The following is a 13,099-nucleotide window of genomic DNA, read 5'->3' on the forward strand; positions in this document are numbered from 1 at the left end:
GGAGCCGCTGAATCAGCGAATAGCGCCCAAAGTGGTTATCAAGTGAACAGTATTGCGCTTAAACCCGTGCCCCCGCCGATCATCGTGTCGATTTGCAAGCCGGTGAACGCGAGCCCGATGATTCACGCTGCCGCGAATGCGGCGCAGCTTGCGTGCTCGGCGTATTGCCAGACGCGGCGCAAGGATCTCGTCGAGGCGCTTTGACCGGGACAGCGTGGCAGATTGATTTCGTGTGGTGAAAAAGCGGTTCGTCTCGCGCCAACCCGGTTCGCTATGGGCGCGGCTCGGACGGGCCATCAGTAGGATGGATGGCTTTTTTCAACCGCGAGGGGGATTCGGAATGTTGCTGCCGCGTTCATTCAACCTGACCGCAGGCGTTGCCTGCGCACTGCTGCTCGCATCTGCGAATGCGTTTTCGCAACCTTGTGCAACGGCTGACGACCGCGCGAGCTTGCTGCAATTCAGCACCCACGACGACGATGTGCGCGCCGAACGTCACAGGGAGGAACAGCTGCGCTCAGAACGTTTGCGTGAAGAGCGCCTGCGCGAGGGGGAGTCATCGCGGCATTGCGGCGGTCCCGTTCAACGGGCCACCTCGACGCAGGGATGGTGAAGCGCATCTACCGCGCGGCACGCATTGATGACGCGGCTATGCTGCCGGCTCGGGCCGCTTGTCTGGTCGAGCAGCACCTCGATCGAATGTGCGTCGAGATTCGGCTGCAACCCGAGCAGCAACGCAATGGTGCCTGTCACGTTCGCCGCCGCGAACGACGAGCCCGACACGAAGTCGTAATGTCCGCCCGGCGTGAGCGTCAGGATGTCACGGCCCGGCGCATACAGCACGTTCGAGCCTGCATCGGCTGGCGCGCTGCCCGCAGCGTGAGCCGAATCGACGGCGATCACGCCCCTCACGCCGACCGGAAACGCCTTGAGGTCGCCGTCCGGCAGCACGGCCCCGACCACGATCACACCTTTTTTCACCGACAGTTCGATCAGTTGACTCAGCAGCGGGTCCGCCGGCCCGCCCAGACTCAGATTGATGATCTGTGCGTGCGCCTCGAGCGCCGACTGGATCGCTTCGGCGAGTGTGAACGAATTGCACCGCGAAGTCCCGCTGCGATTGTCCGCTTGCCAGCAGGCCTTGACCGCGATCACTTTCGCGTGCGGCGCGACGCCTTCGATGCCGGCGCTGCCGTCCGGGCCGCCGGCGCGATCCGCCGCGATGACGCCCGCGACCGCGGTGCCGTGCTGATCGCGATTGAATTGCTGCCAGTCCTCGTCGACGAAATTGCGGGTCCCGGCAATGCGGCCGTGCAGATCGGGGTGGGTGGTGTCGACGCCGGTGTCGATCACCGCGACGCGCACCGAATCGCCGCGTGTGACCTTTTGCGCGGCGTCCGCGCCGATCTCACGAAAACCCTGCTGCAAGTCGGTATAGCCGCTGCCATGCGGCGCCTCGCCGAGCAGATCGAAGGTCTGTAACGGCTGCGCGAGACGCACGCGAGGATCGGCAGCGAGCCGCGCGAGCACTTCATCGCGCCGCGCGCCGTCGGCGATTTCCAGCATCGCGCAATGCACCTTCAGCGACGGGATCGGCCACGCCGACACCTCGTGCAAGCCGTATTGCCGCGCGAGCGCGGCGACCTGAGCCCGCGCGCTGCCGCCCGGCGAATAGCCGCCAGCAGCGCCGTAGCCGGCGGCAGTCGAGCCGGCTCGCAGCATGAGCGTTTCCGGAGGATTGGCGACAGCCAGCACGATCATTCGCTCTGGACGCGCTTTCATCTGTTGCGTCGCGACAGCGGGGTCGGGCGTCGCGGGCACGAGCGCGCACGCGGACACCGCGAAGGCGGCGCACAGGGACAGCCAGCAAAGGCACGCGCGCCGCACCATGGCGGCCCATGTGCCACTGACGCCGCGGTTCACTGCCGAACCCGCGCCGAACGGAAAATGCGGGACATAGCGGTCCTTGGGCGTCATGGCAACTCGATTCATGATGTAAATAGCCGTAGGTGCGCGTTGCCGGGTGAAAAGTTACGCCGCCGCTCAGAAATGCCAGATGACATCGGCGATCCAGCGATTGCTCGCGCCCGGCCCAAGCTTCGTCTTGGCTTCATTGTTCGTCGCGATGTACGACACGTCAAATTGCCACGCGCGAAACTGATAAGTCAGCCCGACGTTGCCGTAGACGTACCCAAGGTCGATCACCGAGTGCAGATCGTAGTAGCCGATGCCGGCCGTCGCGGTCCACCCGTGCACGAGCGGCAGGCGACCCACCAGGTCATATGAAACAGCGCGCGAAATCGGCGTCGGCCCAAAGCCGGTGTCCGGCGAGAGCGCGACCGAGGCGAACACAGAGTCGCGCCAGCCGGCGGTTAGCACCAGTTCGTCGTAGTTGAGGCGCGAGGACTGCGATCCCTGTAGGAACTGGTAGTGCGAAAGCATGGCCTGGGCGCTCCAGTCGCCGGCCAATCGCCAACCGTATCCACCGTTGGCGACGACTTCCGCACCGTTGGTCGGGCTGCGAGCGGACCGGAGTGACGCCACGGACGCGCCCGCAAAGAAGCCGTTGCCCGGATACCAGTTGGCCCCCGCACTGACCGACGGCTGCCCGTTTCCGATGTCCATGCCGCGGGTGACCTTGTTGGTGGTGATGCCCGCCTCGAACTGCCAGTCGTCGCTTGTGGCAGTGGCGGGTGCGGATAAAACTGCAAGCGTGACGAGCGCAGTGCAGCATCGAAGCATGCCGGGCAAGCAGGCTGCCACGCGGCAACGCGGGGACGAAGGACGCTGCAACTCCATATTGTTCGTTCACGTTCCGGTAGATCGGGGACTGTGACCGTGGTCAAGCCATCTGAACGACCCGGCGCGGCGCCGCGCCGCTGCCAGGATCGTGCCAATCCTAACCGATAAACGTGACCGGACAAATTTGCTCGCGATCTGCCGGAGTGAAATTGGAAATATGCCCGTAAGTGACGTCGACCGTGAGCAAAGTTGCGAACGACCGAAGAAATTTGTCGGCAAGCCACGATGCGCGATACGAGCGCCGCAACCACGCCGACGCGAGCAATAGAAGCCTGGTCAGGATGCACGGATTCTCGTGTCAGTGCATCCTGACCGCTTTGTAAGGGTGTGCCGACGCGTGCGCCGCGATGCGCCGTGGCTGCGAGGGTTCAGCGATATGCGCATGCCCGCCACGCGACGGGGCGCGTGGGCAAGACGCCGGACCGCCGGCGCGGCAGCGCATCCGGTTTCGCTCCCGGAGGCACTTACCGGAACCGGGACCGAGAACGATCCAACCCGTCCGTATGAACGATTCATTGACATCAGGCCGACCAGGAGAAGACATGCGATTCGCTCTAGTGACCGAGGACCCCATATTGACCCGCGATCTGGCCGGCTGTCTTGCCGGTGATTCGATTGCCGTCGAATCGTTTGACGGCGAGTTGCCGCTCGTGCGTGCAATGCGCGCCTCCACGTACGACCTCGTGTTGATCGACGCGAAGAACGGATCATTGCTGCTCGATTCGTTGCTGTCGTGGCGCCATTGCAACGCGGCTGCGTGCACGCCCGCGATCGTTCTCACGCCGTTTCCGGACTGGACCGCCATGCTCGGGTGGATCAACGCGGGCGCCACGGACGTGGCGTATCGCTTCGATCTGGAACAGGTGCGTCTGCGCGCGCATGTTGTGCTTCAGCGTGAAAATCATCGGGCGGGTGCGGACACCGTCACGCTGGGCGGCTATGTGTTGAGAAGAGATCTCGGCGTGCTGACCCTCGACGGCGTCGAGATTCCGCTCACGCCGCGCGAATTCACGATGGCGTGGCTGTTCTTTTCGAATCCAGGCAAGTTCGTGACCCGCGCGCAGATCGCTGGCGGCGTGTGGGGCTCATGCGAGGACGTGGCCGCGCGCTCCATCGAGCAACACATCTACAAGCTGCGCAAGAAGCTGCGTTTGTCGCCCGGAAACGGCCTGAATCTGAAAACCGTTTATGCGCTCGGCTACAAGCTGGACAGCGTTGCGTCGATTGGCGAAGCAGGCAACGCGCTGGCGCGCGTTGAGCAATTCGCCTAGACCACTGCCTCGAGTTCCAGGGCCTTCTCGCGATCCAGCGCTTCGCCGTCGCGACGGAAAAACACCCATGAAGACGCGGGGATTCCAGTAAGCGACTCGAGCGCGGCCGCTTTCACTTTCAGTTGCTGCATATCGATCACCGGCGCACGCTTGAAGCAGATGAGAATGTTGTTGTCCTCGCACGGCAACCGCAGAACCGCATCGAATAGCTCGGACAGCCATTGCAGGTTCTGCCGCGTCACCGCCGCCAGGTCCGGGCCGAAGATGTTGATCGTCATCATGCCGTCCGTCGCGAGGCTGTCGAAACAGGCCCGGTAGAATGCGCTGCCTTGCCCCACCGGCCCATCGTGTTCGCTTAGATAAAGGTCCACCTGCAAGATGTCGATCGATGCCCGGTGCTCTTGCGCGCTGACATAGTCCATCGCGTCCGCTTCGATGAGACCGAGGCGCTCGCCCTCGGGCGGCATGCAGAACATCTCGCGGCACGCGTCGATGACCGCGGGGTTGATGTCGACGACTTCGACACGCGCGAGCGGAAAGCGGGCGTGACAGAAGCGGGTCAACGCTCCGGCGCCCAGTCCCAGTTGCACGATGAGGCGCGGCTTTTCATAGAAGCGTTCGGCGAAGAGCATCCACGACATCATCTTTTGCGCATACTCCATCCAGAGAAACGTTGGATGATCGAGCACCATACACCCGAACGTCGAATCCCACTCGTCGCCGTTGTGCATGTACAGCAGCCCGTCCCGCTTCGAAAAAGTGAGCGGCGGCCAGCGTCCTTCGTGACTGGCGTCAACATCTTGCAGGTTGTCGTGTTTGAGCATGTCGTTCGCGATAGAAATGTCAGGGGCGCACTGCTTGGGTGTTCATCATAAGCAGCACGATCGGGCGCGTTGACATGGCACCGAAACGAGGGGGCGTTAGGCGAACGTTTTCTACACCGGTTGCGCTGCCACGAGCTGGGGGGGGAACATACCTATTCGGTTCGTCGCCAGGCGGATCGATATCGCTTTCGTTTTCTAACACCACCTTGCGTTTTTCGGCTAGTCGCCCTGCGGCGCCGGCCGGTTCGGGGGAATCATTTTTGAGCGACATGCTCCGGCTGCCGCAGTTGATGCCAGCTCGCGAGGATCGCGGCGATGTGGCGCGCGTATAGGTCCCGCTCGGCAGGGGTCTCCGAATGGTAGGCCCCAATCGCGGCCCAGGTGTTGCCGTATTTGTCCATCTTGCCGCGCAAATGCCAGGCCGCGATATACACGTTCTTGCACGGCTGCATCAGCGCATCGCGATCGATGTGGTAGCGCGCCAGGTCGCGCAGGTGAATGGAGTTGATCTGCATGACGCCGTAGTCGAGCGAGCCGTTTGCGTTCAGATGCGTCGCGTTGGGCCGGTTATGCGACTCCTGCCATGCGATCGCCCGCAGCACCATTGGATTGACGCGCTGGTACGCCCCTGCGTCGTCGAAGCAGTCGGCCCATGCGGGCTGCGCGGCGAGCGCGAGCGCAAGGTCGACGGCGATTGCGACCAGCGCGCGGCGCGTAAGCGGCGGACGATGACGGAAGGCGTGGTGCATGACGGTCTCCTCGAATGCGTGCCGGTGCGTACCAGTGAACGGCGCGATTGTGATCGCCCTCCATCTGGATTTCGAAGCGACGGCGCGAAAACATGAGGTCGCGTGCGAACCATGTTGCGCGAGGACGCGCGGGCCCGACGTATGTCCCAGTATTTGCGCCGCCAGGAAGGACGTTGGCGAGGAGCGATGATGAAGGCCGCGCGTGACGTTCATTCGCGCAAGGGTTCAGCTTTTCGCAAGGCGCTTGCGACGCGGTGCCTTGCGAATCGTCCAATACGGCATCGAGCGCCTCCGCCGAACCGTCGCCGTCAGCGCGCGGCCACGCGGCGGGGCCGTACTACGCCGCTTAAACAGACGACGCTCCATTGCGAGGGCTTATGACGATCAACCGTCTTTCGCGTTTCTTCCCCGCAACTCGTTCCAGCGCGGACACGGCCACGCCGCCGACGGCAGGCGTCAGTCCGAGGCCGGTTGCGCGCAGCCTGACCGCGCCCGGTGCGCTATTGCTGCCGCAGCGTCCGGCAAATGCCGCGGCAGCAGGCGGGAAGACATCCATGCCGCCACGCGCCGCGAATCCGCAAGCACGTGCGGCAGGCGAGCCGGGCCGGCACAACATCGATTGGCTCACGCGGCGCCATTTGCTTGTGGACAGCGGCGTCTCCAGGACGGACTCGATTGGCAATCCAGAATAGTAAGCGTGTCCGCGCATCAGCAGCGGAATCCATCATTGCGCAGCCGTCATTGTGGATTCGTGGCTCGCGTGTCGTAAGGCAACTGTTGCAAACGCGACACGATGCTTCCAGTCGCTCTATAGGCCGTGATTTTTTCGCATGACGCCGCGCAAGCTGGTTCACGACTGTATGGCGTTGAATGGCGCGCAATTCACGAGAGTTGCCGGAAGATGCTTTGCCTCGCGAACTGGATTCTGGCTCGTCGCATGAAAATATCCACGCAATACGCATCCACCGCGCGCTCCCGATGCACTAACGGAGAGAGAGACCTCGCCCGATACGATCAATGCTGATGGCGCAATGCAATGGGTCTTGAATTACGCCGCTACAGCCATTGACTAAAACCACGACGACCAGACGGGCGAGGGGACAAAAAGTTGTGCTTGGGGAAACGCCGCCGTCTCCGCTGGACGGGTGACGGCAGGAATCGAGAAGCGTGGATGCCTTTTTGGGGATGCGAACCGCGGTGAACAATAACCTGTTATTTGCCATTGCAACCGACGACCGGCTGCTTCGACGGACTGTTTCTGAAACCTTTACCGGAGAAGGAGTCGTCATCGAGCCGTTCCCGAGTGAACTCGATTTGCTGCGCGCAATGCGTGCGAACCGTTATGACCTGGTGCTGATCGACGCCAGGACCGATCCGACGCCAACCAGTGCGTTGCTGTCGTGGCGCGACTGCAACGCCGACGTGTGCACGCCGGTGATCGTACTGACGCACCATTCGAGCTGGTCGGGACTGTTGCGCTGGATCGACGCGGGGGCGACCGACGTCGTGAATCGCTTCGACATCGAGCAGATCCGCTTTCGCGTCCATCTGGCGTTGCAGCGGCGCTTTTCCGATACCGTCACGCATCAGATCCAGATCGGCCGTTACGTGCTTCAGCGGGATCTCGGTCTCGCGACGATCGACGGCGTCGAGATTCCGCTGACAGCGCGCGAGTTCTCGATCGCCTGGATGTTCTTTTCGAACCCCGGAAAATTTCTTAGCCGCGCGCAAATCGCTGCTAGCGTTTGGGGTGCGACGGAGCAGATCGCCGCGCGCACGCTGGAGCAGCACATCTATAAGCTGCGCAAGAAACTGCAGCTATCGCGCACCGCCGAGCTGAATCTCAAGACCGTGTATGCGCTCGGCTACAAGCTCGATGTCGCTCAGGCGGCGCAGTCCTGCTTCGACGCCGACGCGCGAGCGGGATTCGATACGCTGCCGGTGAGTTTGGGGCAGGGCGCTACGCGGCGCGGTGGCGACGGTACGTTGTCCGATCGCGCTTGCGATTCATCGGCGCAGTTCGTCGTGACGGTGGCGTAGCAGCCCTCCGCTTGCGCGGCGACCCGCCCGTCGAGGCAGTCGGCGCTGGCGGGCCATCGCGTCACGACGCATGACGCGAACGGCCCGCGCTCACGCGCTCAGGCGGCGTCCTCGTCCTCCTCGCGTGCCTCAGCCCGGCGTTCCTGCTGATCCTGGAAGATCTGCATCATCACCTGCGTGCCGAAGGCCTGGATCGCCGCATCCAGATCGGCCGGGCTGCCTCCCTGGTCGTCTTTCTTGTCCTTGTTCTTCGTGTCCTTGTCGTCCGTCTTGTGGGTCGAGGGACTGCTGGTCGTGCTGTGACTATGGCTGACTTGCGTCATTTCATTCTCCATTGAAAAGAAGGTTCATGCGCGGATCCATACGTAGTCGCCACGGGCGAGGTTTTCGAACATGTCGTCGCGAGCGACGAAGATGTTGTCCCGCCAGTAGCGGCCGTGCTCGACATAGTGCTCGATCAGCTCGAGCATCCATTGCCCTGTGATTTCCTCGCTCAAGGCCACGCGCGCGATCAGGACGATCGCGCCGGTATCCGCCTCCAGGCCGAGTTGCGCCTGGTCCTGCGCATAGACGGCGAGATTCGCCTCCAGCAACAGGCGAAACACGCGCAACGTGCGCCCCGCCGTGACGATGCCGAACTGGAACGTCATGTACAGCGCGTCGGGGTCTTCCTCGAAATGGTCGATCGCCGCGTCGAAGCCGTCGATCTCCAGCACACCGCGCTCCAGCACGGCATCCGGCGCAGGCATGTCGCGCAGTTCGCAAATCTCGCGGATCAGTTCATCACGTCTTTCGATACTCATCGCTATCGCCGAATCGCTTCACGAACACAGGTCTGTAGGTGGATGGCCCACGCGGCAGAGCAAAAAAAAACCGGTTGGGAACCGCGGACGGTTCCCAACCGGCGCACCATGCGCGGCCGGATGGCGCGCCGGAGCGCTTAGCCTACGATATCCTTCGCGGCCTTCGGGCCCATCGTCGCAAGCTTCGCGGTCGTGTTGGCCTTGTTGATTTCGTTTTCTTCAGCCATTGCCTTGTAGATGTCGGCGATGGAGCTGCCAGTTGCGCCTGCGTCGGTCGGGATCTTGCTCGACATGTTGAATCTCCTAAAAGAATTGAACAGTGGTACTGCGCTAAAGTGTCCCGCTTCATGCGGAACGCTGGGAAAATGTGCGGCCCTTGCGGATTGCGCACGGTTTGCCTGCATCGCGGCACACCTCATGTGTGTGTCGCGGTGCAAGTGTTACTGCTCGATTGCGCCGCGGCACAACTGCGCCGCGGCGCGAAATCCATCGACAACCACACGTCCTGCCTGAGCTTCCGTGCTTGCCGCCTCCGTTGAACGCGAGGCGACGGTGTTGGCTATCGCGTCGAGTGCGTCTGCCACTTCCCGCACTTCACCGTGACGATGCGTCTGCGCCACTGCCTGCGGCAAGTCGTCGAGCACGTCGATCAGTTTGTCGGTCATCGCTTCGTACATGCTGGTCATCCTCAATGAAGGGTGGTATTGCTGGGCAGCTCGGCCACGAAGTTCTTCGTGCCGTCGCTCGATTCCACGTATTTCACGCCGTCCGCCGACAAGGCCGAATCGATGTCACCGGCTACATTCAGGTCGTCGGTGCTCGTCACTTCCACGTCGATGCGCGCGACGAGCGGCTGCATATCGCTGCGAAACCGTTCGACCACCTCGCGCACTTCGCCGGGATGGCGTGCGCTGCCGGTTACCTCGAGGCGGCCCGTACCGGCATAACTCACGTGCAGGTTGGCTTCATGCAGCGATTCCGCGAGCGACCCGGCGATCTCGTCACCGGACCGGACGCTCCAGTTCAGGCGATTACCTGCCAATGCCTGAAGCGCGGCGCGCGTTCTGCGGGCCTCGGCGGCGTTCGCTGCGATGCCCGTGACGAGAAACCCGTCCCCCTGCCGCGCGACGGCCAGATCCGGCTGATGCAGCTGCGCCAGCGCCTGTTGCACATCGGCGAGCGTGGCGCGCGCTTGCGGCCGGTCGGCGGCCAGCGTCGTCTTGCCGGCCGGCAACACCACCGCGGCTGCGCCCATCGAACCGATCAGCAAGGCGGCGACGCCGGCATGCACCCATGGCGAACGGCGCGAACGCATAACGATCGGTGTGGAGGGCGGGCCGGCCGGAAACACGCCGTCGCTCGTTTCGCCGTCGTATTTGCGCCCTTCGGGTTGCGCCGCCAGCATCGACTCCATCAGTTGCAAATCGGACGGCCAGCGCGTGTCGGCAGGGCCCGCGCACAGCACGACTTCACCGAAACGTCGCGGCATGAAGTCGTCCATCGCGATGCCGGCTTCGCCGGGCACAGCGATCGTCAAGTTGTCTTGCGCATCGATTGCCAACTGCATAGTGCACTCGCTCCAGTCGTTGATCAGGATGTCCGCATCAGGTTTGGCGCCGATCGACATCGTTGTTGTACTCAACTCTATTTGAGCGCCGGCATGGAAGCCGGTCAGTATGCGAATTTCTTTGGACATGAACGAAACCTCTTCGATTGTGATTGACGGGATGGCGCCCGCCGTCACCATCCGCGTCCGCGGCGGATCAGGGCAGCAAGCGCGGACATGCCCATCGCGCGGCCCGCGCGGGTGCGGCTGCGCCCGAGGTTGAGCAGCGCGATGGGCAACAGCAGATTCATCGATTCCTCCGCGGCGGAGAGCGGGCGTTGAGCGGCCCCGCTCACTCCGCTTTGTATGTTGCTTTGTGGGTTGTTTTGCATATCGCGTCCGGCGCGCGTGGATGCCGACACGAGCCGGTCGCGTATCTGGGCGAGCGTAGTGCGCGAGGTGCGCTCGCCATCCGGCATCTGCAGGAATTCGCGGACGATCGCAAGGACGGCATACGTTGGGCTGGCACGCGTGGGCGCTTTGCCCCCAACGGACGGTTCCTGCTTGCGCGCCGCGGTTTGCACGCCAATCAGCGCGGCCTCGGCCTGATCGCCAGGCGAGCGTGCTGGTCCTTGACTGACCGCGCGTGAGTGCTTCAACAGCGCCGTCTCGTCGCGCGCCGTGCGCTGCGCAAAACGCATCGGCAGCGCGCGCGCAGGCAGATCGTGCGTGTCGTCGGAATCTGTCCGTTTGCCGTTCGGCTCCGCGCCGGCGGAATGCTCGTCCTGACCGAAGCCATGCTGATTGCCGCGCGGCTCGCGCGCATCGACCCGCATCACGTCGGTCTGACTGCGTCGCAGATGCTGGTCGAGCATCATCAGCAGTTCCTCGCTCTCGGCCGCGGGGTCGTTCGCGTCCGGACTCTCGGCGCTGCGGCGCTTCCTCAGCGACGGGCGCTTGGCACGCGTCAGCGCATGCCCGTGACGGTGATGCGGCACGGCCAGCGCCGCCTGCTGCTGGGCGACAGATTCGGCATCCGAAGAAAGATCGGCGGGCGGCGTGTAGCCGCCGCCTATGCGTGGAATGCTCATGTGAACATCACCTGCACGAGGTTGCGCGCGAAGTTCTGGATCGCGGCCGCGCCCCATGGCGCGGCGATCACGATGACGACCGTGACGACCACCAGTTTCACGCTCTGCGAAATGCTGGAATCCTGCAGTGACGTGACGGCTTGCAGGAACGCGATGAGCAGGCCGGTCACGGCCGCCACCGCCACCGGCGGCAACGACACGAGCAGGCACAGGGTGAGCGCCTGCGTGGTGAAATGAGTGATCGCGTCGTATTCCACGGCGTTACCTGTAGGTGGAGATGAGACCGTGGATCAGCGTCGACCAGCCGTCCATCGAAACGAACAGCAGTAGCTTGAACGGAATGGCCACATTGGTCGGATTGACCTGCGACAGCCCGAGTGCCATCAGCACGTTGGCGATGACGAGGTCGATCACGATGAAGGCGAGATACAGCAGGAAGCCCATCTTGAAGGCCGCGGTCAGTTCGCTCAGCGTGAAGGCGGGCGCGAGCACGATGAGATCGTCCTGCTTGAGTTCGGCGGCGCGCTCGGGCGGCCAGATTTCGCGGGCCGAGCGCAGGAAGAAGGCCTTCTCGCGCTCCGACGCATGACGTTTCAGAAACACGCGAAACGGTTCGCGCGCGGCGTCGAGAAGCGGCATCACCTGCATGCCCGAGCCTGCATCGCTGGATATCTGCGCGCGATGCATGGCTTCCATGCCGACCGGGGCCATGATGAAGCACGAGACCATGATGGCGACGCCGTTGAGCACCGAGGTGGGCGGCACCTGCTGCAGACCCAGCGCGTTGCGCAGCAGCCCGAGCACGACCACGATCTTCGTGTAGGACGTGACCACCATCGCGGCGAATGGCAGGACGGCCAGCGCGAGTGCCGCGACGAGCAGCGAGGCGATTTCAGGTGTGCCGTTCATCGGAGTTCGCAATGTGCTGGATGAGGAGGCCGAGGTTGTCCCCGACCGCGACGAGTTCGCCGAGCGCGAGCGTCTGCCCGTGCGCGACGAGACGGATTTCCGCATCGGCGAGCTTGAGCGGCAGCGTCAGGATGTAGCCGGGCCGCAGCGCGGCGATTTGCCCGAGCGGCAGATTGACGGTTACCACCTCGATATGCACGGGAAGTTCGACCTCGTTCAGATCGACGGTGCGCTCCGCGGCGGCGGTCTCGCCGGTGGACCCGGCAGCACTCTCAAGGGAAAGATCGGGATCGTGGTTCATCGTCTCAGGGAACGTCTCAAGGATCATGTGGTGGCCGTCGATGCGGGCCTGCGCGCAGGCGGCGCGGCCATTCGCTGCGCCCCATAGCACGGTCGCGTGTTCGAGCGGTGCGCTTTGTGCATAGCCGCTTGCGCGCGGCCATCCGAGCAGGACGTCGCCCGCGCGCAGCGAGCCCAGCAGCGCCGTCGTGCAACGACGGGTACGCAAGCGGATGCGGGTTGGCACGGCGATGGCGGCAAGCGCGTCGGGCAGCGCGACCGAAGCCGCGCGCGTGCCGGTCATGCGGCGCTCCAGCGCGGCCGCGAGAGGCGCGGGGGCTTCGAGCAGCACCGCCGCGTGGGCGGGGTTGTCCGCCAGTCCGTATTCAAAGTGGAGCGCGCCGGCGGCGTTCTGGCTATCGGTCTGTTCGGCATCGAGCGAAATGTCCAGCACCGAGGGCTGCGCGACACCGTGACCGGCAAGCGTGTCGAGCGGCGCTGCGAGCCACAGATTGCCGAGCGCCGCGCGACGGTCCGGGTCCGGCTCCAGGGCAATCGCCTCGAGCGCGGCGTGACGGCTCACATCGACGCAAACGCACAGCTCGCCATGCGCGCTGCCGATGCGCAGGCGCGCCGTGCGGTGAGAGGACAAGGATTGCGCCGCTGCCGGTTTCACGCCGAGGCCACCGCGCGCATCGAACAGCGCGCGCGACACGCCGGCGAGCGCCGGTGTATAGCAGCGCAACCGATCGCCGATGCTGGTGCAGCCATGAGGCATTGACATG

At 63.9% G+C, this 13,099-nt stretch carries 17 protein-coding genes and 1 pseudogene; 5 read left to right on the plus strand and 13 right to left on the minus strand.

Annotated features, from left to right (window positions below; genetic code table 11):
- Together M0D67_RS37465 and M0D67_RS37470 are read left to right on the plus strand one after the other, a co-directional pair.
- Window positions 1-204: pseudogene (locus tag M0D67_RS37465) on the plus strand (hypothetical protein); the annotation flags it as partial.
- A 136-nt stretch (window positions 205-340) separates the two neighbouring features.
- On the plus strand, window positions 341-613 hold the full coding sequence (locus M0D67_RS37470) for a hypothetical protein (protein ID WP_266242301.1): 273 nt from the start codon (window positions 341-343) through the stop codon (window positions 611-613).
- Here the strand turns inward: M0D67_RS37470 and M0D67_RS37475 are convergent.
- The gene (locus tag M0D67_RS37475) at window positions 583-1,977 is read right to left on the minus strand and encodes a S8 family serine peptidase (RefSeq protein ID WP_266242304.1); all 1,395 of its coding nucleotides are present in this window, start codon (window positions 1,975-1,977) and stop codon (window positions 583-585) included. The genes M0D67_RS37470 and M0D67_RS37475 overlap by 31 nt on opposite strands.
- Before the next feature lie 66 nt (window positions 1,978-2,043).
- Window positions 2,044-2,763 (minus strand): TorF family putative porin, encoded by a 720-nt coding sequence (locus M0D67_RS37480; protein WP_266242307.1) that lies wholly within the window; start codon window positions 2,761-2,763, stop codon window positions 2,044-2,046.
- 581 nt (window positions 2,764-3,344) lie between these two features.
- Between M0D67_RS37480 and M0D67_RS37485 the strand changes: the two genes are divergently transcribed.
- Window positions 3,345-4,073: a response regulator transcription factor gene (locus M0D67_RS37485; RefSeq protein WP_266242310.1), complete on the plus strand. Its 729-nt coding sequence runs from the start codon at window positions 3,345-3,347 to the stop codon at window positions 4,071-4,073.
- On the opposite strand, the gene M0D67_RS37490 is transcribed toward M0D67_RS37485, so the two are convergent.
- Together M0D67_RS37490 and M0D67_RS37495 are read right to left on the minus strand one after the other, a co-directional pair.
- Entirely contained in the window at window positions 4,070-4,897 is an 828-nt protein-coding gene (locus tag M0D67_RS37490; protein WP_266242313.1) for a spermidine synthase, read from the minus strand. The genes M0D67_RS37485 and M0D67_RS37490 overlap by 4 nt on opposite strands.
- A gap of 254 nt (window positions 4,898-5,151) precedes the next feature.
- Window positions 5,152-5,646, minus strand: a complete 495-nt coding sequence (locus M0D67_RS37495) for a lytic transglycosylase domain-containing protein (protein ID WP_266242316.1) — start codon at window positions 5,644-5,646, stop codon at window positions 5,152-5,154.
- A gap of 377 nt (window positions 5,647-6,023) precedes the next feature.
- Between M0D67_RS37495 and M0D67_RS37500 the strand changes: the two genes are divergently transcribed.
- Together M0D67_RS37500 and M0D67_RS37505 are read left to right on the plus strand one after the other, a co-directional pair.
- On the plus strand, window positions 6,024-6,338 hold the full coding sequence (locus M0D67_RS37500; protein WP_266242319.1) for a hypothetical protein: 315 nt from the start codon (window positions 6,024-6,026) through the stop codon (window positions 6,336-6,338).
- Between the two features lie 475 nt (window positions 6,339-6,813).
- A complete protein-coding gene (locus M0D67_RS37505; protein ID WP_266242321.1) occupies window positions 6,814-7,686 on the plus strand; it encodes a response regulator transcription factor in 873 nt (290 codons plus the stop codon).
- 98 nt (window positions 7,687-7,784) lie between these two features.
- Here M0D67_RS37505 and M0D67_RS37510 read toward each other — a convergent pair whose 3' ends face one another.
- From M0D67_RS37510 to sctQ, 9 genes are all read right to left on the minus strand, one after another.
- Window positions 7,785-8,009: a hypothetical protein gene (locus tag M0D67_RS37510; protein WP_115776277.1), complete on the minus strand. Its 225-nt coding sequence runs from the start codon at window positions 8,007-8,009 to the stop codon at window positions 7,785-7,787.
- Window positions 8,010-8,033: 24 nt separating this feature from the next.
- Entirely contained in the window at window positions 8,034-8,489 is a 456-nt protein-coding gene (locus M0D67_RS37515) for a CesT family type III secretion system chaperone (protein ID WP_115776278.1), read from the minus strand.
- A 137-nt stretch (window positions 8,490-8,626) separates the two neighbouring features.
- A complete protein-coding gene (locus M0D67_RS37520; RefSeq protein WP_165848098.1) occupies window positions 8,627-8,782 on the minus strand; it encodes a hypothetical protein in 156 nt (51 codons plus the stop codon).
- A gap of 147 nt (window positions 8,783-8,929) precedes the next feature.
- Window positions 8,930-9,166, minus strand: coding sequence for a hypothetical protein (locus M0D67_RS37525; protein ID WP_266242332.1), 237 nt, complete (start codon window positions 9,164-9,166; stop codon window positions 8,930-8,932).
- A gap of 11 nt (window positions 9,167-9,177) precedes the next feature.
- Window positions 9,178-10,185 carry an HrpD5 family protein gene (gene hrpD5 / locus M0D67_RS37530; RefSeq protein ID WP_266242334.1) on the minus strand — a complete coding sequence of 336 codons (1,008 nt, stop codon included), beginning with the start codon at window positions 10,183-10,185 and terminating at the stop codon, window positions 9,178-9,180.
- 44 nt (window positions 10,186-10,229) lie between these two features.
- Complete coding sequence (locus M0D67_RS37535; protein WP_266242335.1) at window positions 10,230-11,126, minus strand: hypothetical protein; 897 nt, start codon at window positions 11,124-11,126, stop codon at window positions 10,230-10,232.
- Window positions 11,123-11,383 (minus strand): type III secretion system export apparatus subunit SctS, encoded by a 261-nt coding sequence (gene sctS, locus M0D67_RS37540; RefSeq protein WP_073431576.1) that lies wholly within the window; start codon window positions 11,381-11,383, stop codon window positions 11,123-11,125. The genes M0D67_RS37535 and sctS overlap by 4 nt, the downstream gene beginning before the upstream one ends.
- 4 nt (window positions 11,384-11,387) lie before the next feature.
- Window positions 11,388-12,035 carry a type III secretion system export apparatus subunit SctR gene (gene sctR / locus M0D67_RS37545; protein WP_266242338.1) on the minus strand — a complete coding sequence of 216 codons (648 nt, stop codon included), beginning with the start codon at window positions 12,033-12,035 and terminating at the stop codon, window positions 11,388-11,390.
- On the minus strand, window positions 12,019-13,098 hold the full coding sequence (gene sctQ, locus M0D67_RS37550; protein ID WP_115776281.1) for a type III secretion system cytoplasmic ring protein SctQ: 1,080 nt from the start codon (window positions 13,096-13,098) through the stop codon (window positions 12,019-12,021). Before sctQ ends, sctR begins: the two co-directional genes overlap by 17 nt.
- Window position 13,099 lies beyond the last annotated feature (1 nt).

Origin of the sequence: Paraburkholderia sp. SECH4, assembly GCF_030511745.1 — a bacterium.
Classification (GTDB): domain Bacteria; phylum Pseudomonadota; class Gammaproteobacteria; order Burkholderiales; family Burkholderiaceae; genus Paraburkholderia; species Paraburkholderia madseniana.